Consider the following 23,164-nt stretch of genomic DNA (forward strand, 5'->3'; position numbering starts at 1 on the left):
ACTAATACTGTGTCATTAAGCGGTCATACCAAATCGATATTATGTAAGATGCAACACAGAATACACGTGTTCCATTTTCATTAACGACGATCAGCCGGCTCCGCGGCACCCTGGCGGTCGTCTCATATCGCAGGGATTCACATGACCACTCACGCTCAACCACGCGCCGTGCCAGGCCGCCTGACCGTCCTCGCCGCGTTGCTGGCGGGCCTGTCCGCGCCGGCGCTGGCCGCATCCGATATCGTCGTCAGCCAGGTGTACGGCGGCGGCGGCAACAGCGGCGCCACGATCAAATCCGACTTTGTCGAACTGTTCAACCGCGGCAATGCAGCCATCAGCATGACGGGTTGGAGCGTGCAGTACGCCAGCGCCGGCGGCACGTCGTGGCAGGTCACGGCCCTGCCGTCGATCACGCTGCAGCCGGGCCAGTATTACCTGATCCAGCAGGCCACGGGCAGCGGCGGCAGCGTCGCGCTCAATCCCGACCTGACGGGCACGATCCCGATGGGCGGCAGCGGCGGCAAGATCGCTCTCGTCAGCGCTACCGGCGCACTGAGCGGCGCCAACCCGACGGCCAACGTCGTCGACCTGGTGGGCTGGGGCGCCGCCAGCGGCTACGAGGGCGCCGGTCCTGCCGGCGGCACCGGCAACCCGACGGCGGCCCTGCGCAACGATGACGGCTGCCTGGACACCGACAACAACGCCACCGACTTCACGGTTGCCACGCCGACGCCGCGCAACACGAGCGCGCCAGTGCGCGTCTGCAGCGGCCCTGTGATCCGCCCGATCGTCACGAACTGCCCGGCCAGCCTGGGCGTTGCGCAGGGCTATGCCAGCGTCGCCATGCTGGCGGCCAGCGACGTGGATGGTATCGTCAACGGCGCCACGATCACGTCCGCATCCGTGCCGGGCATCGTGCTGACCGGCTTCAACGCCGCGTCGGAAGCGGGCGCCAGCGCCAGCGCGCGCCTGGAAGTGGCGGCCAATGTGCCGCAGGGCAGCTACCCGGTAACGGTGCGCTTCGTCAACGACCAGGCGCAGGAAGCCTCGTGCACCGTCAACGTGGCCGTGCAGGCACTGGCCGCCGTGACTCGCACGATCCCGCAAATCCAGGGCAGCGGCGCAGCCAGCCCCGTGGCCGACACCGTGCAGACGACGCAGGGTGTCGTTACCGCCAAGGTGGCGGGCGGCTTCTTCCTGCAGGATGCGGCCGGCGACGGCGATCCCGCCACGTCCGACGGCCTGTTCGTCTACAGTGCCACCGCCGCCGACAACGTGGCCGTTGGCCAGCTGGTGCGCGTGACGGGCACGATCGTCGAATTCACGCCGAGTGGCGCCAACCGTTCGTACACGGAAATGAAGGACGTCAGTGCTGCCGTGCCGCTGTCGAGCGGCCACAGCGTCAACCCGACCAATATCGCATTGCCGAACAGCCGCCTGGACGGGGTCGAAGGCATGCTGGTGCGCTTCACCAGCCCGCTGACGATTTCGCAGACGTCCTACGTGGGCAGCCGCGGCGAGCTGACCCTGTCGTCGGGCCGCCTGGAAATCCCGACCAACCGCTACGCGCCGCGCTCGGCCGAAGCCCAGGCGCTGGCCGCGGCCAATGCCAACAACCGCATCGTGCTGGATGATGGCCTGTTCACGACGCCGACGACCATCCCGTACCTTGGCGAAGGCCCGACCGTGCGCGCCGGCGACACCGTCAGCGACCTGACGGGTGTCGTCGACTTCGGCGCGCTGGGCGGTGGCGGTGCCGGCTTCAAGCTGCAGCCGACAGTCGCGCCCGTCATCTCGCGCGACAACCCGCGCGCCGACGCACCGGCTCTGCCGGAAGGCAACGTCAAGGTGGCCAGCGCCAACGTTCTGAATTACTTCACGACGTTCACCAACGGCATGAACCACCTGGGCCAGAACACGGCCGGCTGCACCATCGGCGGTACGACCAGCCGGGGCAATTGCCGCGGTGCCGACAACCTGGTCGAATACGTGCGCCAGCGCGACAAGATCGTCGCCGAGCTGAAAGGCATCGATGCGGACGTGTTCGGCCTGATGGAAATCCAGAACGACGGCGACTACTCGGCCGGCGTGCTGGTGGACAGCCTGAACGCCGCCTACGGCGCAACCGTCTACGCGGTCGTGCCGAAGCCGCCGGCAACGGGCACGGATGCGATCCGCGTGGCGATGATCTACAAGCCGGGCAAGCTGACTCTGGCCGGCCCGGCACTGTCGGATGCGGACGGCATCAACAACCGTCCGCCAATGGCGCAGACGTTCAAAGCCAGCAACGGCGGCAAGTTCACGCTGGTCGTCAACCACCTGAAGTCGAAGGGCGGCTGCCCGAGCGGCGGCGGTGTCAATGCCGACAACGGCGATGGCCAGTCGTGCTGGAACGGCACCCGTGTGCAGCAGGCGCAGCGCCTCGTCGGCAGCTTCCTGCCGCAGGTCGTCGCCACGGCGAAAGACCCGGACGTGCTGGTGATCGGCGACATGAACGCCTACGGCATGGAAGACCCGATCGCGACGATCACGGCGGCCGGCTACGTCAACCAGCTGGAACGCTTCGTGCGACCGCTGGGCATGCCGTACTCGTACGTGTTCGGCCATGAGGCCGGCTACCTGGACCACGCGCTGGCCAGCAATGCGCTGAGCCCGCAGGTAGTGGGTGCGGCCGAATGGCACGTCAACGCGGACGAGCCGGAGGTCATCGACTACAACACCGACGGCAAGCCCCAGGACCTGTACAACGCGCTGCCGTACCGCGCTTCCGACCATGACCCGGTCGTCGTCACGCTGAACCTGCTGCCCGGCGCGGTGGACGTCACGGCCGGCGTGCAGCGCGTCAGCTCCGGTCTCGTCTTCAATCGTGCCACGGGGCTGTTCACCGGCACCGTCACCCTGGTGAACAAGTCCGGCGCCACGCTGAACGGTCCATTGCACCTGGAACTGGCTGGCCTGACGAGCGGCGTCACGCTGGTCAACGCCACGGGCAGCCACGACGGCGCGCCTTACGTGACCGTCAACGGCGGCCTGGCCGCCGGCGCATCGGTCACCGTGCCCGTCAGCTTCAGCAATCCGGCAAAAGCCGGCCTGACCTATACAGCAAAAATCTACAGCGGCAATTTCTAAGGAATCCACCATGAATCACTCCATGTTCTCCCTGCGCCACGCCGCTGCCGCGCTCGTGCTGGCCCTGTCCGGCGGTTACGCCTTTGCTGACACGACGCTCGACGTGTCGATCCGTACCGCCGACTTCGGCGTTTCGTCCGGCTGGCTCGACCTGCAATTCAACGGCCCCGGCGTCGGCCTGGCGCCGGCCGCCACCGTCACGCTGACCGACTTCGTCGGCTTCGATGCGGGCGCGCAAGTCATCACGGCAGGCAACGTCGGCGGTTCGCTGGCGGCCGGCTATGTGATCGGCAACGACGCCGGCTGGAACGACCTGTTCCACGCCGTCAGCTATGGCAACGTGCTTAGCTTCAAAGTAACGTTTGCCGGCGACGTGGATCTGTCCGGCAACATCGGCCAGTCCATCTTCGGCATCTTGGCCTACGGTCCCGACCAGACGACGCTGCTGGGCAATCCGGCTTCGGCCGACGGTACGCTCGGCACGATTACGTGGACGCCTGCAACGGTCGTGGGCGGTGCGGGTGCCGTGGACTTCGCCATCCATGCGTCCGCCATCGACATCGCTCCCGTGCCGGAACCGTCGGCGTGGCTGATGATGGGCATCGGTGCGATGCTCGTGGCCGGCGCCGCGCGGCGCCGCGCCGCGCGTTAAGAGCTGTACCAGGCACCTTGCGCAAGGCGGAAGGTGCCTGCTCCCGAGTATTGCGTTCCCTCCAGCGCGGCCGTATTTAGTCGCGCAACCTATCAATACACCAGAAAAATCGTATTGGCCTGGACAGGACAGTTGCGCGCATAGTTCAATCCGCGCTTTGTTTCGTCACATGCCCCATGTCCCAGCTGCTGCCGGATATCCTGAATGCCAAAGAGCAGGAACGCCTGCTGCATGCGCTGACGTCCGCGCTCGATCTTTGCGAGCTGGAGAGTTTGCGCCGGTGGGTCCGGGGACCTTTGCAGGCGCTGCTGCCGCACCGCGTGCTTGCATGCGTCCGCCTTGGATCCGATGGCGAACCGCTGCGTATCGAGTGCCTGCATGCCGGCCCGCCGGAGCCGTTGGTGCATGCCGGCGCATGCGATCCCGTGCACGGACTGGCGATGGCCGCATATCGCCTGTGGCGCCAGCGCGGCACGCCGCTGGTGCTGCACGAGGACAGTGGCGACCATCCCGATCCGGTTCCGCGCCGCCTTGCCGCACTGGGACTGGCCAACGCGCTGGCGCACGGCACACCCACGCTGCCAGGCGGCAGTACGTTCTTCCTGCTGGGCGGGCTGCCGCAACGGCCCGCCGCGCACCACGCCTATCTGCTGCGGCTCCTGCTGCCGCATCTGCACCTGACGCTGCAACGGGTCTGCGTGGCACCGGCTACCACGTTGGCGGTGCCCCGTGCGCTGTCGCCGCGCGAGGCGCAAGTGCTGCGCTGGCTGCGCGAGGGCAAGAGCAACGACGAGATCGGCATCATCCTCGGTATCAGCGGCCTGACAGTGAAGAACCATTTGCAGCGGCTCTACAAGCTGCTGGGGGCCAGCAACCGCGCCCATGCCGTGGCGCGCAGCGACGGTCTGGCCGGATTCGAATAACGTCGCGGCCAGTCATTTGTATCGCCACGTCGGGGACGGGCGATAGACGGACGACAGACGGCCGACAGACGGGCGACAGACGGCGAAGCCCCGCGGCCCCACAATGGACGGCGTCATCGACATTTTCTCACTTACCGTTTTTCAATCTATTTCCAAATCTGGACGCTACCGATAGTTACATGGTCGCTAATAACCAAGTGTGTGATATTTGCTCAACCGTTGGGGGTGGTGTCAATAAAAACCCGGGCCCATGGGCCGGGGTTGCAACGCCTGCATTAAAAAATTGTCTAAACCTTAAATGACGTGGTAGCCTTCGGTGTTATCGCGCCTGTCCTGGACCGCCAGAACACCGGCGCGAAGCACTGTAGCGCGTGGTCGCCCCCCCCCACGCATGGCACGCCATTCGGGCCATGAGGCGAGCGCGGTTCCGGCGCTGTTTTGGTTTTTTCGCGGTAGTCGTAAATCGGAGGTTTGTTCGGATGCAAGCAGCAAAGTTTTACCGCAAGCAGGGCCGCGCGGCGCGCGGATTCACGCTGCTCGAATTACTCGTCGTGATCGTGATTATCGGTTTGCTGGCGGCCTATGTCGGCCCCAAGTATTTCTCCCAGCTGGGCAAATCGGAAGTGACGGTGGCGAAGGCACAGATCGAGGCGTTTGAAAAATCGCTCGACACGTATCGCCTCGATGTCGGCCGGTATCCCACCACGGAGGAGGGCATGGGCGCCCTGATGACGGCACCGCCCACGGCGGGCGCCAAATGGAACGGGCCCTACCTGAAGAAGGGTGTGCCGGCCGATCCGTGGGGCCGCCCGTATGCGTACAAGTCGCCCGGCAGCAAGGGCGACTACGAGATCACGTCGCTCGGCAAGGACGGCCAGCCCGGCGGTACCGGCGACAACGCCGACATCAGCTCGCAGTAAGCTGCGCCGCCTGCGTTTCCCAGCACAAGCAACAGCACCAGCGCCCCCGCTCCCATGCAGTTCGATGTTCGTACCCTGTCGCCCGACATGGCGATCGGCCACCTGGTGGTCGATGGCCGTGACGAATCCGACGCGCGCCGGCAGGTCGAAGCGCGCGGTCTGTTCGTCAGCAGCATCCGCCCCGTGCGCGGCGCCTTCAAGGCCGGCAAAGGCAAGAAAGCGCTTTCCCTCGTGCTGTTCAGCCAGGAACTGCTGGCGCTGCTCAATGCCGGCCTGGGCATCGTCGAGGCGCTGGAAGCGCTGCTGGAAAAGGAAGCCAGCCCCGCCACGCGCGGCGTGCTGGAACGCCTGCTGGGCGGCCTGCGCGAAGGCCAGCGTTTTTCCACCGTGCTGGCCGAGCAGCCGCAACTGTTCCCGCCGCTGTACGTGGGCATCGTCAAGGCCGCGGAAGGCACGAGCGATCTGCCCCGTTCGCTGGCCCGTTATATCGACTACCAGCAGCGCATCGACACGGTGCGCGCAAAAATCGTCAGCGCCGCCATCTATCCCTGCATCCTGCTGCTGGTGGGCGGCGGCGTGTCGATGTTCCTGATCGGTTACGTCGTGCCCCGTTTTGCCGAGGTCTACCAGGGTGCCGGGCGCAACCTGCCGTGGATGTCGCAAGTGATGCTGTCGTGGGGCCAGTTCGCCGGCAACCACACGGGTGCGCTGGTGGGAGGCCTCGTGCTGGCGCTGTCGGCTGCGGTCTTCGGCGTGCGCCGCCTGGCGGGCAGTGGCGGCCTGGTGCGGCTGCTGGGACGCCTGCCCGCCATCGGCGAACGGGTGCGCATCTATGAGCTCTCGCGGCTGTACCTGACCCTGGGCATGCTGACGGAAGGCGGCATCACCATCGTGCAGGCCATCGAGACCGTGCAGGGCATGGTGTCCGCCAACGTCCGGTCGGGCCTGCAGCTGGCGCGCCAGGCTGTCGAGGCGGGTTTGCCGCTGTCCACTGCCTTCGAAGCCAACGCGCTGACGACGCCAATTTCGCTGCGCATGCTGCGCGTGGGCGAGCGCACCGGCGACATGGGCCCGATGCTGACGCAGTCGGCCGCCTTCTACGACGGCGAAATCAGCCGCTGGATCGACCGTTTTACGCGCACGTTTGAACCGCTGCTGATGGCCGGCATCGGGCTGATCGTGGGCGCCATCGTGGTATTGCTGTATATGCCTATTTTTGATCTTGCCGGAGAAATGTCGTGAACGATCCGGCCATCCATCCCATCGCCGCCCTCGACCATGCGTTGCTGACGAAGGCGCGGGCCCAGCAGCTGCATTCGAAGCGCACGCTGGTGGAAGAACTCGAAAGCCTGACGGGCATGGAGCCGCGCCTCGTCGTGCGCGCGCTGGCCCAGCCGTTCGGGCTGGCCGTACTGGAGACGGTCGAGATGCTGGCCTTTACGCCCGCGTTCGACCTGCTGCCGCTGTCGCAGGCAATGGCGAAGAAATGCGTGCTGCTGCGGGCGCACGACGGTGTCGTTGTCGGTGTCATTGCCGATCCGTTCGACCTCGACCTGCAGACATGGCTGGGCACCCAGGCACGCGCGCCGGCGCACGCGCCGCTGCAGATGCGCCTGGCGTTGCAGTCCGATATCGCCGCCTACCTGTCGAAGCAGGAGGAGTCCGCCCGCGCGACCGATACGCTGCTGCCGGGCGGCGACAATTCCCGCCGCGACGGCAAGACGGCCGCCGTGCTGTCGTTCGCCTCCGTGTCGGAAGCGGCCAGCCCCGCCGTGCGCCTGGTCAATTCCACGCTGTACGATGCGCTGAAAGCGGGCGCCTCCGACATCCACCTGGAAAGCACCTCCGGCGGCCTCGCGGTCAAGTACCGTGTCGACGGCGTTCTCGACCATGCCACGGCCGTCAACGGCATCGAAGTGGCCGAGCAGATCATCTCGCGCCTGAAGGTGCTGGCCGAACTGGACATCGCCGAACGGCGCGTGCCGCAGGACGGCAGCTTCCGCGTGGAGTCGGGCGGGCGCGAGATCGACCTGCGCGTCTCCATCATGCCCAGTATCCACGGCGAGGATGCCGTCATCCGTATTCTGGACAAGCGGGCCATGATCGAATCGTACGGCTCGCTGTCGCTGGAATCGCTGGGCTTCGATGCGCCATCGCTCGTCACGTTGCGCACCCTGGCGCAGGAGGCGTACGGCATGCTGCTGGTGACAGGGCCGACGGGTTCGGGCAAGACGACAACGCTGTACGCGGCGCTGACGGAAATCCACAACGGCCGCGAGAAGATCATCACGATCGAGGACCCCGTCGAATACCAGCTGCCGGGCATCCTGCAGATTCCCGTCAACGAGAAAAAAGGCCTGACGTTTGCCAAGGGCCTGCGCTCGATCCTGCGCCACGATCCCGACAAGATCATGGTGGGCGAGATCCGCGACCGCGAAACGGCGGAAATCGCCGTGCAGTCCGCGCTGACGGGCCACCTGGTGCTCACCACCGTGCACGCCAATAACGTGTTCGACGTGTTCGGCCGCTTCACCCACATGGGCATCGATCCGTATGCGTTCGTGTCGGCGCTGAACGGCATCTGGGCCCAGCGCCTGGTGCGCATCAACTGCCCGCACTGCGCGGCCGAATACACGCCGGGCGACGAGGAGCTGGCCAGCGTGGGCCTGTCGCGCGCGGACGTGTTCGACTACGACTTCAAGGAAGGCAAGGGCTGCGGCGACTGCCGCGGCACGGGCTACAAGGGGCGCCGCTCGATCGCGGAGATCCTGACGCTGAACGACGAGATCCGCGAACTGATCGTGGAAAAGCGCCCGATCCGCCAGGTCAAGCAGGCGGCCTATGAAAACGGCACGCGCAGCCTGCGCCAGGCGGCGCTCGAACTGGTCAAGCGGGGCGGCACCACGCTGACGGAAATCAAACGGGTGACCTTGCATGCGTAGATTTCCCGGACAAGCGCTGCGGCTTGGCATCTCGGCCACCGCCGTCAGCCTGTTGCGCACCAGCCGCTGGCGTGGCGACAAGGTGGCCGTGCTGGCCGAATACGCGCTGCCCGAAGACGAGCCGAATATCGCCTCGGCCGCCGGCGCAACCATCCTGGCGCAGGCGTTGCGCACGCTGCTGGAAGGACAGGACGTGGCGGGCTGGCCCGTCGGCGTCGTGCTGGCGGACGAACTGTGCCGCCTGTGGCAGGTCAATCCGCCGCCCGGGGCGGCCCGCCTGGCCGATATCGAGGCGGCAGCCGCGCTGCGCTTCCACAGCCTGTACGGCGAAACGCCGGCCGCCTGGGCGTTCAGCGCCGACTGGGACGCCCGCCAGCCGTTCTATGCTGCCGCGCTGCCGCGCGCGCTGCTGGCCGTGCTGCACGCGCTGGCCGACGACAAGGGCATGCACCTCGTCGAGATCGTGCCGCACTTCGTCACGGGCTGGAACCGCTGGCACCGCGCCTTGCGCGCTGGCGGCTGGTTCGGCCAGTGGCACGACCGCATGCTGACCCTGGCGGCGATCGAGGACCACAGGTTGCGCGCGATCCGCGCCGTGCCGGTGCCGCAAGGCGCCGACCACTACTGGCTGACGCAGACGATCGGCCGCGAAGCGCTCCTGCTGGGTCTGAGCGCACCGGCGCAGGTGCAGCTGTGCGGCGCACTGCCGCCCGCGCTGGCCAAACCCGTGCAGGCCGGACAGGTAGCGTGCGTCCAGCTGGGCGCGGCTCAGGGCAACGGCATGTCGCCCGCCAGCCTGCTGGCCGCCGCCGGGAGTCCCGCATGAGCCTGAGAACGATCCGTATCGATTTTGCCCCGCCAGGCTGGCGCCGCACGCTGCACCGGCTGCATCCGGCCCTGGCCGTGGCCGGACTGCTGGGCGTGCTGCTGTGCCTGGGCGGGACCTGGATGGCCATGGACATGGCCGAGCGGCGCGCCGCCCGTGCCGCCGAGATCGAGCAGCTGCAGGCGCGTAGCCGGGCGCTGTCGAAAGTACGCGCCACGGTGCCGGAAACGGCGATTCCGGAAGCGCAGGCGACGGCCGTCAACACCGCGATCCTGCAGCTGAACGTGCCATGGCGCGAGCTGGAGGATGCGCTCGCCACGGCCACGCCCGCCAATATCGCGCTGCTGGCCCTTGATCCCGACGCGCGCAAGCGTATCCTGAAGATCACGGCCGAGGCGCGCAACAGCGACGACATGGTCGGTTACGTGCAGGTGCTTAAGCAGCAGGAGTTCTTCAGCGGCGCGGCACTGGTGCGCCACGAAATCGAAGAGCAGGATCCGAACAAGCCGATCCGGTTCCAGGTCGAAGCGCAATGGAGGGGACGATGAAGGAAATCCGCCTGGCCCCGGTGCTGCTGGAAGCGCGCCTGCGCCTCTTGCGCGCCGGTCCCGCCGCCAGCCTGTGCGCCGTGCTGCTGCTGGCCGGCGCCGCCCTGTGGGCATGGCTGCTGCCGCAGCGCGCCGCGCTGCAGGACGAGCTGGCCCGGCCGCTGCCCGCGCCATCGGCGCTCGTCGTGGCGCCGCCGCCGCCCACCGCCAATGAAAACCTGGCCGCGTTCTACGCCACCCTGGGCGAGCAGCGCCATGCCGAGCAGCAGGTCAAGGTGCTGTTCGACCTGGCCGCCAAGGCGCAGCTGGTGCTGGACCACGGCGAATACAAGACCGGTTTCGACAAGGGCGCCGGCGTGGCCACGTACCAGATCATCCTGCCCGTCAAGGGGCCGTACCGCAATATCTGGCAGTTCGCACTGCAGGCGCTGCTGGCGATGCCGTTCGCGGCGCTGGACGAGGTGAGCTTCCGGCGCGACACCGCGGCCGACCCGACCGTCGACGCGCGCCTGCGCTTCACGCTGTACCTGAAGGCACAGCCATGAAGCCGCGCCACCTGCTGATGGGGGCGGCACTGGTCGCGGCGGCCGGTCTCGTGCTGCTGGGCGGTTCCGCGCCGGAGCCGGACGTGGCCGAACCTGTCGAGCGTGCCCAGCGTCCCGCCCCAGTCGCGCCCGTGGCGGCCCCCGCCAATGCCGCCGCCGGCGCGGATACGGGCAAGATCGTGCGCCTGATTCCCCGAGCCGAACTGATTGGCGCGACGGGGGAGGGCGCGTTCGGCGGCAATGGCGGTCTGTTTGCCGGCCAGAACCTGAATCCGCCGCCGGCGCCGCCCAGCGAGCCGCCGGGACCGCCACCGCCGCCGCCCGTGCCGACGGCGCCGCCGGTACCGTTCACGGTAATCGGCAAGGGGCTTGCCGACGGCGCCTACGAGGTCTACCTGGCCAACGGCGAGCGCACGTATGTCGTGCGCGCGAAAACGGTCATCGACGGCATGTACCGGGTCGACGCCATTGCGCCGCCCACGCTGACGCTTACCTATCTGCCCCTGAACCAGGTGCAGCAGCTTAATATTGGAGTCCTGGATTGATGTCTCGCCACAAGCCAACCGCGGCGGCCCGCCTGCGCCGCACGCTCACCCTGTCCACGATGGTGCTGGCGCTGTCCGGCTGCGCCGCCCAGATGGCGTATCGCGACGCGCGCAACCTGATCGAGAAGGACCAGGTCGAGGCGGGACTGCTGAAGCTGCAGGAAGCGATCGCGGCCGATCCGGGGAACGCCCAGTACCGCGCCACCTGGCTGCAGGCACGCGACCGCGCCATCATGCGCTATCTCGACCAGGCCGACCGGCAGATGGCCGAGGGGCAGCGCGCGCTGGCGTTGCAGAACATCCAGCGCGTGCTGGCCCTGAATCCCCAGAACGAGCGGGCCCGCGGCGCGCTGCGGGCGCTGGACATGGCCGAGCGGCACGACAAGCTGCTGGCCGAGGCCACCGAGCTGGCGGACAAGAAGGAATACGACCAGGCGAAATCAAAGGTCGACATCGTGCTGTCCGAAAAGCCGGACCAGCCGCGCGCCCGTGCGCTGCTGCGCGAGCTGAACGAAAAGAATCCGCCGGGCGGCGCCGAGAACCAGCTGGCGAAGACGTTCAAGCAGCCTATCACCATCGAATTCCGCGACGCGCCGCTCAAGCAGGTGTTCGACGTGATCTCGCGCCGCTCGGGCCTGAACTTCGTGTTCGACAAGGATGTCAAGGCCGATGCCCGCACGACGATCATGCTCAGGAACAGCACCGTCGAATCGGCCGTCTACTACCTCCTGATGACGAACCAGCTGGAACAGCAGGTGATGGATGCGAACACGATCCTGATCTACCCGAACATCGCGGCCAAGCTGAAGGAATACCAGGAGACGGTCATCAAGACGTTCTATCTGGCCAATGCGGAAGCGAAGCTGGTGGCCAATACCCTGAAAACGATCCTGAAGTCGCGCGACGTGGTGGCGGACGAGAAACTGAACCTCGTTATCATGCGCGACAACGCGGACGCCATCAAGCTGGCCGAGAAGATCGTCGCGGTGCAGGACATGGCCGAACCGGAAGTGATGCTGGAAGTGGAGATCCTGGAAGTGAAGCGTTCGCGCCTGCTGGAGCTGGGCGTCAACTGGCCCACGACGGCGACGTTCTCGCCGCTCATTTCCAGTGGCGGCTCCACCCTGACGATCCGCGACCTGGACACGCTCAACAGTGCGTCGATCGGCGTCTCGTCGCTGCAGGCCAAGATCACGGCCAACAAGACGGACGGTGATTCGAACCTGCTGGCCAACCCGCGCATCCGCGTGCGCAACAAGCAGAAGGCCAAGATCCTGATCGGCGACAAGGTGCCCGTCATCACGACCACCGTCTCGCCCGGCACGGCCGGCTTCGCCCAGGAAAGCGTCAGCTACGTCGACGTGGGCCTGACGCTGAACGCGGAGCCGACCATCTACCTGAACAACGAAGTGGCCATCAACGTGTCGCTGGAGGTGTCGAACATCGTCAGCCGCATCGAGACCAAGTCCGGTACGACGGCCTACCAGATCGGCACGCGCCAGGCGTCCACCGTGCTGCAGCTGAAGGACGGCGAAAACCAGGTGCTGGCCGGCCTCATCAATAACGAAGACCGCAAGAGCGGCAGCAAGGTGCCGGGGCTGGGCGACATTCCGATCCTGGGCCGGCTGTTCGGCGCGCAGACGGACGACAACCAGAAGACCGAAATCGTGCTGTCGATCACGCCGCGCCTGGTGCGCAACCTGCAGCGTCCGCAGGCGGATGCCGCCGAGTTCTCGGCCGGCACGGAAGCGAACTTCCGCCGCAAGCCGGATGTGACGGTGCGCGCGCCCGTGCTGCTGCCGGGCCGCAGCCCGACCCCGGCACCGGAGCAGCCGCAGGCGCCGCAGCAGCCATCGCCTTCGCCACAGGAGACGGGCACGCCCGCCAACGTGCCGCTGTCGACCACGCAGCCAGGTCCGCCGTCGAGCGTCACGCAGCCGCCTGCGACGGCTCCGGCGGCACCGGCGCCACAGCCGCAAGCCCAGCAACAGCCGCCGTCGGCCGCGACGCCGGTGCCGCCAGCGCAGAACCAGTGATGAACACGGCAGTGTTCCCGCGCCGACGCGGCTTCACGCTGATCGAGCTGCTGGTCACGCTGGCCATCATGGGCCTGCTGGGCGCGCTGGTGATTCCCACGGCGCAGGTGACGATCCAGCGCCGTAACGAAGCGGAGCTGCGTGCGTCGCTGCACCTCATCCGCAAGGCGCTGGACGACTACAAGCAGGCCTACGACGACGGCCGCGTCGCCAAGACGGTGGGCAGCAACGGCTATCCGAAAAGCCTGGATCAGCTGGTGGAGGGCGTGCCGGACCTGCGCAGCCCGAAGCGGGCGAAAATCTATTTCCTGCGGCGCGTGCCGCGCGATCCGTTCAACAGCGACAGCGAATTGCCGGGCGCGCAGACGTGGGGCAAGCGCAGCTATGCCAGCGAGGCCGAGGACCCGCGCGAGGGCGAGGATGTGTACGACGTCTACTCGCTGTCCGAGAAGGTGGGGCTGAACGGCATACCGTACCGCAAATGGTGAAACAGATGATCAAATGGAAACGCCGGGGCTTCACGCTGATCGAGCTGCTCGTCGTGCTGGGCATTATCGCGCTGCTGCTGACTCTCGCCGTGCCGCGCTACTTCCCCAGCGTCGACAAGACCCGCGAAACCATCCTGGCCGACAACCTGCGCAACACGCGCGCCGTCATCGATCAGTTCTACGGCGATACCGGCCGCTATCCGGACTCGCTGGAACAGCTGGTCGAGAAGCGCTACCTGCGCGCGCTGCCAGTCGACCCGATCACGGAGCGCAACGACAGCTGGCTGTTGCAGCCGCCGGAGGACCCGGGCAAGGGCGCTGTCGCCGACCTCAAGAGTGGAGCGCCCGGCAATGACCGCAGCGGCAGGCCGTACGCGGACTGGTAACGCCATGCGCTGGCTCACGCCACCCCGGCGGCCGGCGCGGGGCTTCACACCCGCGCGCCCGGCACGCGGATTCACCTACGTCAGCGTCATCATCCTGGTCGCGATCCTCGGTCTCGTTGCAGCCACGACCGTGCGGCTCGGCGCCACCATACAGCGCGCGGCGGCCGAGCGCGAGCTGCTGTACATCGGCGAGCAGTTCAGCGACGCGCTCAAGAGCTACGCCGCGGCAACGCCGCAGGGCCAGCCGCAACAGCCTCCCACGATGAAGGAACTCTTGAAGGACCCGCGTTTTCCCGGCACGCGCCGGCACCTGCGCAAGGTCTTCGTCGACCCCATGACGGGCAAGCCGGAGTGGGGCATCGTCTACATGGGCGACAAGCTGGGCGTGCTGGGCATCCACAGCCTGTCCACAGCCGAGCCCATCAAGGTCAGCAATTTTCCGTCGCGGTTCCAGGCGTTCGAAGGCAAGCGCAAGATTTCCGACTGGGTGTTCACGTTCAACGGCCAGGAGCCGCCGCCGGGACAACTTCCCGCCAAGCCGGGCGCGGGCCCGGCCACGCCGATGACAGGCAGCCCGCTGACGGGCAAGCCGACCGGGACAGGCACGGGCACGGATACCGGAGCGGGCAGCGGCACCGGTACGGGCGCCGGCACGCCGGCGGCAGGTACCCAGCCGGCTACGCCCTTGACGGGCAGGCCGCCCACGCCGGTGCAACCGCCCCAGCCGGCCGAGCCGGAACCCGAGCCCGAGCCGGAGCCGCTGCCCGAGCCGCCACCACCAGATCCTGCACCGGAGCAGCCGCAGGAGCAGCCGGCGGAGCCGCCTGAACCGGCTAACAGGAAGTGAGGCAGATTCTGGAGAACATGTGGTTGCTTTCGTCAACCGGTGTTGTAAAAAAACCAGAAAAAGTGGTTTTTTTATATCGTGCGTAACGTTGCCACGGAAATAACTGTGTTACGATTCTTTCAGCAGTTGATCACCGAACAGCGACAACACTACTCTCACAAGGATAACTACTCATGAAACTGAAATTCGCTATCGCAGGCCTGCTGGCTGCCGCTTCCTTCTCCGCAATGGCTGCTGACCAGTCCGTCGCCATCATCGACGGCGTCGGCTCGTTCGATTCGCTGGTCGTGGGCAACGACGGCGTGCTGTCGGGTGGCCTGGACGTTCTGACGTTCAACGGCGTGGGCCCTGGCCTGTATGACGTCGTTCTGACCATCAGCGGTCAGAATCTGTCGTTCGACGCAGCCGCGAGCACGCTGAACGGCTTCAAGGGCGAAGCCTACGGCGTCGGCAAGCTGAAGTTCTTCGGCGTGGAAGCCACCACCGAAAGCCCATTCGTGCTGAACCTGGCTGGTGTCGCCAACAACGCCAAAGCCATCTACTCGGGCGAACTGACCGTGGCAGCCGTACCTGAGCCAAGCACCTACGGCATGCTGCTGGGCGGCCTGGGCATCATGGGCTTCCTGGCCCGTCGCAAAGCCAAAAAAGCTTAAGTTTCAGTTTCATGCGTAAAAAAACCCGCTGCCTCGGCAGCGGGTTTTTTTATTGGCTCAGCGTTTGATGAGTACCGGGTCAGACCCGCTGGGTCTGACCCCGGCCCTTCTCAGCCGTCTAACCAGCGGGGACAGGTCCGACATTCAACCAGAGGGGGCGGATCCTACACTCGGACATCCTGCAGCAAGCATGTCCGAATGTCGGACCTGACCCCGTCCTTATTTGCCGGTGCGCCGAAAATCCCGCACCCGGAACCCCAGCAACAGCAACAGCCCGAAGTACACCAACCCGCAAACCGCGATCACGCCGGCCAGTGCCCCGGCCCGCAGCAGCGGCGTGCTGCGCAGTGCCAGCCAGTCGAACTGCTGGGCGCTGAACCATGCCGTCAACCCCATGGCGGCCACGGCAACGACCAGCTTGAGGAAGAACTTGCCCCAGCCGGGCAGGGGTACGTAGATGCCGCGCCGGCGCAGACCCGTAAACAGGAACAGCGCGTTCAGGCAGGCAGCCAGGCCGATCGACAGCGCCAGCCCGGCGACCTGGATATACGGCACGAAGACCAGGTTCATCAGCTGTGTTGCCACCAGCACCCCCAGCGCGATGCGCACGGGCGTGCGGATGTCTTGGCGGGCGTAGAACGCGGGCGCCAGCGTCTTGACGAGGATGATGCCGATCAGGCCGGTGGCATAGGCGATCAGCGGGCGCGCCGACATCTCCGCCGCGCGGTCGCTGAAGGCGCCGTAATGGAACAGCGTCGCGATCAGCGGCAGCGCCAGCACGGCCAGGCCGACGGCGGCGGGGATCGCCAGCAGCAAGGTCAGGCGCAGGCCCCAGTCGAGCAGGGCCGAGTATTCCTGGCGGTCGTCGTCGAGGTTGGCTTTGGACAAGCTCGGCAGCAGGATCGTGCCCAGCGCCACGCCCAGCAGGGCGGTGGGAAACTCCATCAGGCGGTCGGCATAGGTCAGCCACGAGATGCTGCCCTGTTCCAGGCGCGACGCAATGCTGGTGTTGATCATCAGGCTGATCTGTGAGGCGGAGACGGCAAATACGGCCGGACCCATCTTCCTCAGCACGCGGCGCACGCCCGGGTCGGACATGCCCGCGAGCGGGTTGATCGACAGGCGCGGCAGCATGCCGATCTTGACCAGCGCGGGTATCTGCAGCCCGACCTGCAGCAGGCCGCCGACAAACACGGCAATGGCCTGGGCATACACGGGCTGTTTCAGGTGCGGCGCCAGGAACACGGCACCGGCGATCAGCGAAAGGTTCAGCAGGACGGGCGTGAATGCGGGGATCTTGAACTGGCGCCACGTATTCAGGATGCCGCCGGCCATCGCCACGAACGACATGCAGGCGATGTACGGGAACATCAGCCGCGTCATCCATACGGCCGCGTCAAAGGCGTCGCCTTGCTGCTTCAGGCCGCCGGCGATCAGCAGCACGAAGACGGGCGCGCCGACGATGCCGATGGCGCTGACGATCAGCGTCGCCCAGACGAGGCAATTGGCGACGTGGTCGGACAGCGTGCGGCTTGCCTCGTGCCCGTGCTGATTCTTGTATTCGGCCAGGATGGGCACGAAGGCCTGCGAAAACGCGCCTTCGGCAAACAGGCGGCGCAGCAGGTTGGGGATGCGGAAGGCCACGTTGAAGGCGTCGGTGTAGGCGCCGGCACCGAAAGCCCGTGCAAACAGGGTTTCGCGCAGCAGCCCCGTGACGCGCGACAGCATGGTCATGCTGGAGACGGCGGCGAGGGTTCGGAGTAGATTCATGGTGCGCGATTATAGCCGCGCTGCCGCCACGAAATGCTTAGGATGCTGTGAAACCGGCAACTTTCGCTTTTTTTGAATTGCCCTGTCATCAAAAGCTGGATATAATTTAAGGCTGTACAGAATTCAGTAACGCAGACAGAGCGAGAGCCGCAAGATACCGTTCAGGTGGATCGCGGGTTTCACGGTTGACCGACTCTGCGTTGGCCTGCATGGTCAGACAGCTGAACGCACCGGTTTGGCAAACGCTATTGTTTGCAAACGAACTTTGACAACGATTTAGGAAATTCCATGGCAAATACCGCACAAGCGCGCAAACGCGCTCGTCAAGCAGTCAAGCAAAACGCACACAACTCGGCACAGCGTTCGACGCTGCGCACCGCCATCAAGGCTGTCCGCAAGGCGATCCAGGCCGGCGACAAAGCCGCTGCGACCCAGATCTTCCAGTCGTCCGTGTCGACCATCGACTCGATCGCCGACAAAAAGATCATCCACAAGAACAAGGCCGCTCGCCACAAGAGCCGTCTGGCAGCTGCCCTGAAGGCACTGTCCGCCTAAGTTCGCGTGCGGCGGCAATAGCCGCCATATCGGTGCTGAGAAAAACCCGCCTGGCTTGCCATTGCGGGTTTTTCGCTTTGCCGGTGCCGGTGCCGGTGCCGGTGCCGGTGGTGCCGTTGCCGGGCAGGGTATTAGCCGACGGTGACCTCCGGCTTCTATTTCCCCGGCAGATTGCCGATCTTCATCCCCGCCTTGATGTGCCGCTGCCGGAACCAGCCCTGGTTCATCTCCAGCGCATAGCGCACGGGCACGCCTTTCGTCGAGCAGTGGCTGTCCAGCGTGTGCGGCTGCATGTCGGCGATATTGACGATCCTGCCGTCGCCATCGATAAATGCCACCGACAGCGGCAACGGCGTATTCTTCATCCACATGCACTGCGTTGCCGGCGCGTCGAACACGAACACCATGCCGGCGTTGGCCGGCAGCTTCTCGCGAAACATCAGCCCCTGGGCCCGCTGGGCATCCGTGCGCGCGACTTCCGCCTTGACCAGGTGCATGCCGGCCGTCAGCGTCGTGGTGGCAAACTGCACGTCCTGCGCCGCCGCTGCCGTCGCAAGGGTCAGGCCAGCCAGGGTCAGCAGTAATCTCATCGACATCCTCAACTGAACAGGAAGCGCCGATTAAGCCACGCGCCCCAGCCAGGGTCAAGCGTGCGCGCACAGCCACCTCGTGACAACATCGGGGTCAGGCACAAAAACTATCACCGGACACAACCGCCGCGCGCTCTCGCAAGATGACGAGCTCGTGACAACTTCCGTGCCTGACCCCGATGTTGTCACGAACTGGGCCGTCGGCTGGCCGTGGAAGGGCTGGTGTCGCTGGCGAAGCTGGGGCATAATGTCGGCGTCTTATGTCTTATAGAAGACTTCGGCAGCCTGGTCGACGCGCCCGGCGGGCCTGTCCCCGGTGACCTGTTCACCGCGGGGTGGGGCGGAGTAGAATGAGCTTCGGTGTTGGTTGCGCCACAAGCGCAAGCCGGCGGTTATTTATCGAGTCTGACAAGTCGCGGAAGCGTTTCGCGCAAACTGAGGAAAAAGTGCATGAGCAGTGAACCGACCATCATCTACACCCTGACCGACGAGGCGCCGCTGCTGGCGACCCACGCCTTCCTGCCCGTGGTCAGCACCTTCACCAGGCCGGCCGGCATCCGCATCGAGCAGAGCGACATCTCCGTTGCCGCCCGTATCCTGGCCACGTTCCCGGAAAACCTGACGCCGGAGCAGCGCGTGCCGGACGCCCTGGCCGAACTGGGCAAGAAAACCCTGGAAGCCGACGCCAATATCATCAAGCTGCCCAACATCAGCGCCTCCGTCAGCCAGCTGCAGAACGCCATCAAGGAATTGCAGGAAAAGGGCTACAACATCCCCGACTACCCGTCCGATCCGAAAACGGACGAAGAAAAAGCCATCAAGGCACGCTACGGCAAGTGCATCGGCTCGGCCGTGAACCCGGTCCTGCGCGAAGGTAACTCCGACCGCCGTGCGCCGCGCGCCGTGAAGGAATATGCGCGCAAGAACCCGCACTCGATGCAGCCATGGTCGCAGGCATCGCGCACCCACGTGTCGCACATGACGGGCGGCGACTTCTACCACGGCGAAAAGTCGATGACGCTCGATCGCGCGCGCGACGTCAAGATGGAACTGGTCACCAAGAGCGGCGAAACCATCGTGCTCAAGCCGAAGGTCGCACTGCAGGACGGCGAGATCATCGATTCGATGTTCATGAGCCGCAAGGCCCTGCTGGCCTTCTACGAAGCACAGATCGAAGACGCGCACCAGACCGGCATGCTGTTCTCGCTGCACGTCAAGGCGACGATGATGAAGGTGTCGCACCCGATCGTGTTCGGCCACTGCGTGCGCATGTTCTACAAGGAAGCGTTCGAGAAGCACGGCGCGCTGTTCGACAGCCTGGGTATCAACGTCAACAACGGCATGGCCGACCTGTACAACAAGATCGCCACCCTGCCGGCGTCGCAGCGAGAAGAAGTCATCCGTGACCTGCACGCCTGCCAGGAACACCGTCCCGAGCTGGCCATGGTCGACTCGGCCAAGGGCATCACCAACTTCCATTCGCCGAACGACGTCATCGTCGATGCGTCGATGCCGGCGATGATCCGCGCCGGCGGCAAGATGTACGGCGCCGACGGCCGCCTGAAGGAAGTGAAGGCCGTGATCCCGGAAAGCACGTTCGCCCGCATCTACCAGGAAATCATCAACTTCTGCAAATGGCATGGTGCCTTCGACCCACGCACGATGGGTACGGTACCGAACGTGGGCCTGATGGCTCAGCAGGCCGAAGAGTACGGCTCGCACGACAAGACGTTCGAAGTGCCGGCAGACGGCGTGGCCAACATCACCGACCTCGCGACCGGCGAAGTCCTGATGAGCCAGAACGTGGAGCAGGGCGACATCTGGCGCATGTGCCAGGTGAAGGACGCGCCGATCCGCGACTGGGTCAAGCTGGCCGTGACGCGCGCGCGCAACTCGGGCATGCCGGCCGTGTTCTGGCTGGACCCGTACCGTCCGCACGAGAACGAACTGATCAAGAAGGTCACGACCTACCTGAAGGACCACGACACCAACGGCCTGGACATCAAGATCATGTCGCAGGTACGCGCCATGCGCTTTACGCTGGAACGCGTCGCCCGCGGCCTGGACACCATCTCGGTCACCGGCAACATCCTGCGCGACTACCTGACCGACCTGTTCCCGATCATGGAACTGGGCACCAGCGCCAAGATGCTGTCGATTGTCCCGCTGATGGCCGGTGGCGGCATGTACGAAACCGGCGCCGGCGGTTCGGCACCGAAGCACGTGCAGCAGCTGGTCGAGGAAAATCACCTGCGCTGGGATTCGCTGGGCGAGTTCCTGGCGCTGGCCGTCAGCCTGGAAGACCTGGGCCTGAAGACGGGCAACGCCAAGGCCAAGGTGCTGGCCAAGACGCTGGACGCGGCAACGGGCCGTCTGCTGGACAACCGCAAGTCGCCATCGCCGAAAACGGGCGAGCTCGACAACCGCGGCAGCCAGTTCTACCTGTCGATGTACTGGGCGCAGGAACTGGCCGCGCAGACCGAGGATGCCGACCTGGCAGCCACGTTCGCACCGCTGGCGAAAACGCTGGCCGACAACGAGTCGAAGATCGTGGCCGAATTGCTGGAAGTGCAGGGCAAGCCGGTCGACATCGGCGGCTACTACAAGGCCGACGACGCGAAGGTGAAAGCCGTCATGCGCCCTAGCGCCACGTTCAACGCGGCGCTGGACACCATCGCTTGAAGTTGAGCGCGTAAAGAAAAACCCGCCGGACCGTGAGGTCGGCGGGTTTTTTACGTCCCCGGTGCGAAACCGGAAAAACCGGTGACAAAAACCGGTGACAGGCTCCGGTTTTCAGGAAAATCGGAGCCTGTCACCGGTTTTGCTTTGTGCTTACAGCGTCACTTCGACGAATTCCCCCGGCATCAAGGGATGCGTGGCCAGCGAGAACGGCCCGATACTGCTGCGCACCAGCCGCAACGTGGGCAGGCCGACGGCGGCCGTCATGCGCCGCACTTGCCGGTTCTTGCCTTCTTCCAGCGTGATGGCGATCCAGCTGGTCGGTTTGTCAGCCCGCGCGCGGATGGGCGGGTTGCGTGGCCACAGCCATTCCGGTTCGGCGATGCGCACGGCGCGGCACGGTTTGGTCACGAAGTCGCCCAGGTCGAGCGGCGCCTGCAACCGCGCCAGCGCCGCGGCGTCCACCACGCCATCCACTTGCACCAGGTAGGTCTTGGCTTCCTTGTGGTCGGGATGGGCGATCTTGTGCTGCAGTTTGCCGTCGTCGGTCAGCAGCATCAGCCCTTCGCTGTCGGCATCGAGCCGGCCGGCGGGATAGATGTTGGGGATGGCGAGATAATCGGCCAGCGATTCCCGGCCTTCCTGCGGCGAGAACTGGCACAGCACCTGGAACGGCTTGTTGAATAAAATCAGAGGCATGGAACGGAAAGGGGAAATTGAGACGGGCGAAGGCCGTGGCAGCTGACAAAATACTGGTGCATAATGCAAGACATACCTGCTCAGCTCTCATCGGCGCCGCACCCGTATTGTAGTGCACAACCGCCGCGGAGCCGGCAATGCACCGACCCATGGAGATCACGATGTACCAACATATCAAAGTACCCGCCGACGGCCAGAAGATCGCCGTCAATGCCGATTTTTCGCTGAACGTGCCCGACCAGCCGATCATCCCGTTCATCGAGGGCGACGGCACGGGCATCGACATCACGCCCGTCATGATCAAGGTGGTCGACGCGGCCGTGGCCAAGGCCTACGGCGGCCAGAAGAAGATCAGCTGGATGGAGATCTACGCGGGTGAAAAATCGACCAGCGTGTACGGTCCGGACGTGTGGCTGCCGGAAGAAACGCTGCAGGTACTGAAGGACTACGTCGTCTCCATCAAGGGCCCCCTGACGACGCCGGTGGGCGGCGGCATCCGCTCGCTCAACGTCGCGCTGCGCCAGGAGCTGGACCTGTACGTCTGCCTGCGTCCCGTGCGCTACTTCACCGGCGTGCCGTCGCCCGTGCGCGAGCCGGAGAAGACGGACATGGTGATCTTCCGCGAAAACTCGGAGGACATCTACGCCGGCATCGAATACCAGGAGGGTTCCGAAGGCGTCAGGAAGCTGATCAAGTTCCTGACCGAGGAAATGGGCGTCAAGAAGATCCGCTTCCCGGAAACCTCCGGCATCGGCATCAAGCCCGTCTCGCGCGAGGGCACGGAGCGCCTGGTGCGCAAGGCGATCCAGTACGCCATCGACAACGACAAGCCGTCCGTGACGATCGTCCACAAGGGCAATATCATGAAGTACACGGAAGGCGGCTTCCGCGACTGGGCCTACGCGCTGGCGCAGAAGGAATTCGGCGCGGAGCTGATCGACGGCGGCCCATGGTGCAAGCTGAAAAACCCGAAGACGGGCCGCGACATCATGATCAAGGATTCGATTGCCGACGCCTTCCTGCAGCAGATCCTGCTGCGCCCGGCGGAGTACAGCGTGATCGCCACGCTGAACCTGAACGGCGACTACATTTCGGACGCACTGGCGGCGCAGGTCGGCGGCATCGGCATCGCGCCGGGCGCCAACATGTCCGACTCCGTGGCGATGTTCGAGGCGACCCACGGCACCGCGCCGAAGTACGCCGGCAAGGACTACGTCAACCCGGGGTCGCTGATCCTGTCGGCCGAGATGATGCTGCGCCACATGGGCTGGACCGAAGCGGCGGACCTGATCATCGCGGCGATGGGCAAGGCCATCGTGTCGAAGAAGGTGACGTACGACTTCGCCCGCCTGATGGAAGGCGCGACGCAGGTCTCGTGCTCGGGCTTCGGCGACGTGATGATCGAACAGATGTAAGCCGGGCGGCGATCCG

21 protein-coding genes are annotated in these 23,164 nt (G+C 65.5%); 18 read left to right on the forward strand and 3 right to left on the reverse strand.

The window, feature by feature from the left end; genetic code table 11:
- Nucleotides 1-141 precede the first annotated feature (141 nt).
- From E1742_RS23490 to E1742_RS23560, 15 genes are all read left to right on the forward strand, one after another.
- The gene (locus tag E1742_RS23490) at nucleotides 142-3,129 is read left to right on the forward strand and encodes an ExeM/NucH family extracellular endonuclease (protein WP_134387496.1); all 2,988 of its coding nucleotides are present in this window, start codon (nucleotides 142-144) and stop codon (nucleotides 3,127-3,129) included.
- Nucleotides 3,130-3,139: 10 nt separating this feature from the next.
- Complete coding sequence (locus E1742_RS23495; RefSeq protein WP_134387497.1) at nucleotides 3,140-3,781, forward strand: NF038129 family PEP-CTERM protein; 642 nt, start codon at nucleotides 3,140-3,142, stop codon at nucleotides 3,779-3,781.
- A gap of 176 nt (nucleotides 3,782-3,957) precedes the next feature.
- Nucleotides 3,958-4,704 (forward strand): LuxR C-terminal-related transcriptional regulator, encoded by a 747-nt coding sequence (locus E1742_RS23500; protein ID WP_134387498.1) that lies wholly within the window; start codon nucleotides 3,958-3,960, stop codon nucleotides 4,702-4,704.
- A 479-nt stretch (nucleotides 4,705-5,183) separates the two neighbouring features.
- Nucleotides 5,184-5,624 carry a type II secretion system major pseudopilin GspG gene (gene gspG / locus E1742_RS23505; protein WP_134387499.1) on the forward strand — a complete coding sequence of 147 codons (441 nt, stop codon included), beginning with the start codon at nucleotides 5,184-5,186 and terminating at the stop codon, nucleotides 5,622-5,624.
- Between the two features lie 54 nt (nucleotides 5,625-5,678).
- A complete protein-coding gene (locus E1742_RS23510) occupies nucleotides 5,679-6,866 on the forward strand; it encodes a type II secretion system F family protein (protein WP_134387500.1) in 1,188 nt (395 codons plus the stop codon).
- Entirely contained in the window at nucleotides 6,863-8,566 is a 1,704-nt protein-coding gene (locus E1742_RS23515) for a GspE/PulE family protein (RefSeq protein WP_189568714.1), read from the forward strand. Before E1742_RS23510 ends, E1742_RS23515 begins: the two co-directional genes overlap by 4 nt.
- Nucleotides 8,559-9,392, forward strand: coding sequence for a hypothetical protein (locus tag E1742_RS23520; protein ID WP_134387501.1), 834 nt, complete (start codon nucleotides 8,559-8,561; stop codon nucleotides 9,390-9,392). Before E1742_RS23515 ends, E1742_RS23520 begins: the two co-directional genes overlap by 8 nt.
- Complete coding sequence (locus E1742_RS23525) at nucleotides 9,389-9,940, forward strand: PilN domain-containing protein (protein ID WP_307721896.1); 552 nt, start codon at nucleotides 9,389-9,391, stop codon at nucleotides 9,938-9,940. Before E1742_RS23520 ends, E1742_RS23525 begins: the two co-directional genes overlap by 4 nt.
- Nucleotides 9,937-10,485 (forward strand): hypothetical protein, encoded by a 549-nt coding sequence (locus tag E1742_RS23530; protein ID WP_134387502.1) that lies wholly within the window; start codon nucleotides 9,937-9,939, stop codon nucleotides 10,483-10,485. Before E1742_RS23525 ends, E1742_RS23530 begins: the two co-directional genes overlap by 4 nt.
- Nucleotides 10,482-11,030 (forward strand): hypothetical protein, encoded by a 549-nt coding sequence (locus tag E1742_RS23535; protein ID WP_134387503.1) that lies wholly within the window; start codon nucleotides 10,482-10,484, stop codon nucleotides 11,028-11,030. The genes E1742_RS23530 and E1742_RS23535 overlap by 4 nt, the downstream gene beginning before the upstream one ends.
- On the forward strand, nucleotides 11,030-13,066 hold the full coding sequence (locus E1742_RS23540; RefSeq protein WP_134388317.1) for a secretin GspD/PilQ domain-containing protein: 2,037 nt from the start codon (nucleotides 11,030-11,032) through the stop codon (nucleotides 13,064-13,066). Before E1742_RS23535 ends, E1742_RS23540 begins: the two co-directional genes overlap by 1 nt.
- A complete protein-coding gene (locus E1742_RS23545) occupies nucleotides 13,066-13,554 on the forward strand; it encodes a type II secretion system protein (RefSeq protein ID WP_134387504.1) in 489 nt (162 codons plus the stop codon). The genes E1742_RS23540 and E1742_RS23545 overlap by 1 nt, the downstream gene beginning before the upstream one ends.
- Nucleotides 13,555-13,559: 5 nt before the next feature.
- Nucleotides 13,560-13,940: a type II secretion system protein gene (locus tag E1742_RS23550; protein WP_134387505.1), complete on the forward strand. Its 381-nt coding sequence runs from the start codon at nucleotides 13,560-13,562 to the stop codon at nucleotides 13,938-13,940.
- Between the two features lie 4 nt (nucleotides 13,941-13,944).
- Complete coding sequence (locus E1742_RS23555; protein ID WP_189568717.1) at nucleotides 13,945-14,787, forward strand: type II secretion system protein; 843 nt, start codon at nucleotides 13,945-13,947, stop codon at nucleotides 14,785-14,787.
- A gap of 173 nt (nucleotides 14,788-14,960) precedes the next feature.
- Nucleotides 14,961-15,440 carry an FxDxF family PEP-CTERM protein gene (locus E1742_RS23560; RefSeq protein WP_134387506.1) on the forward strand — a complete coding sequence of 160 codons (480 nt, stop codon included), beginning with the start codon at nucleotides 14,961-14,963 and terminating at the stop codon, nucleotides 15,438-15,440.
- A 219-nt stretch (nucleotides 15,441-15,659) separates the two neighbouring features.
- Here E1742_RS23560 and murJ read toward each other — a convergent pair whose 3' ends face one another.
- Entirely contained in the window at nucleotides 15,660-17,210 is a 1,551-nt protein-coding gene (gene murJ / locus E1742_RS23565) for a murein biosynthesis integral membrane protein MurJ (protein ID WP_134387507.1), read from the reverse strand.
- A 288-nt stretch (nucleotides 17,211-17,498) separates the two neighbouring features.
- Between murJ and rpsT the strand changes: the two genes are divergently transcribed.
- Nucleotides 17,499-17,765, forward strand: a complete 267-nt coding sequence (gene rpsT, locus E1742_RS23570) for a 30S ribosomal protein S20 (RefSeq protein ID WP_131147094.1) — start codon at nucleotides 17,499-17,501, stop codon at nucleotides 17,763-17,765.
- A gap of 155 nt (nucleotides 17,766-17,920) precedes the next feature.
- On the opposite strand, the gene E1742_RS23575 is transcribed toward rpsT, so the two are convergent.
- On the reverse strand, nucleotides 17,921-18,361 hold the full coding sequence (locus E1742_RS23575) for a DUF192 domain-containing protein (protein ID WP_134387508.1): 441 nt from the start codon (nucleotides 18,359-18,361) through the stop codon (nucleotides 17,921-17,923).
- Nucleotides 18,362-18,805: 444 nt separating this feature from the next.
- Between E1742_RS23575 and E1742_RS23580 the strand changes: the two genes are divergently transcribed.
- Nucleotides 18,806-21,037 carry an NADP-dependent isocitrate dehydrogenase gene (locus E1742_RS23580; protein ID WP_134387509.1) on the forward strand — a complete coding sequence of 744 codons (2,232 nt, stop codon included), beginning with the start codon at nucleotides 18,806-18,808 and terminating at the stop codon, nucleotides 21,035-21,037.
- A 150-nt stretch (nucleotides 21,038-21,187) separates the two neighbouring features.
- Here the strand turns inward: E1742_RS23580 and E1742_RS23585 are convergent, their stop codons facing one another.
- Nucleotides 21,188-21,733 (reverse strand): pseudouridine synthase, encoded by a 546-nt coding sequence (locus tag E1742_RS23585; protein ID WP_134387510.1) that lies wholly within the window; start codon nucleotides 21,731-21,733, stop codon nucleotides 21,188-21,190.
- A gap of 161 nt (nucleotides 21,734-21,894) precedes the next feature.
- On the opposite strand from E1742_RS23585, the gene icd reads away from it, so the two are divergent.
- On the forward strand, nucleotides 21,895-23,148 hold the full coding sequence (icd, locus tag E1742_RS23590) for an NADP-dependent isocitrate dehydrogenase (RefSeq protein ID WP_134387511.1): 1,254 nt from the start codon (nucleotides 21,895-21,897) through the stop codon (nucleotides 23,146-23,148).
- Nucleotides 23,149-23,164 lie beyond the last annotated feature (16 nt).

Source organism: Pseudoduganella plicata (assembly GCF_004421005.1).
Classification (GTDB): domain Bacteria; phylum Pseudomonadota; class Gammaproteobacteria; order Burkholderiales; family Burkholderiaceae_D; genus Rugamonas; species Rugamonas plicata.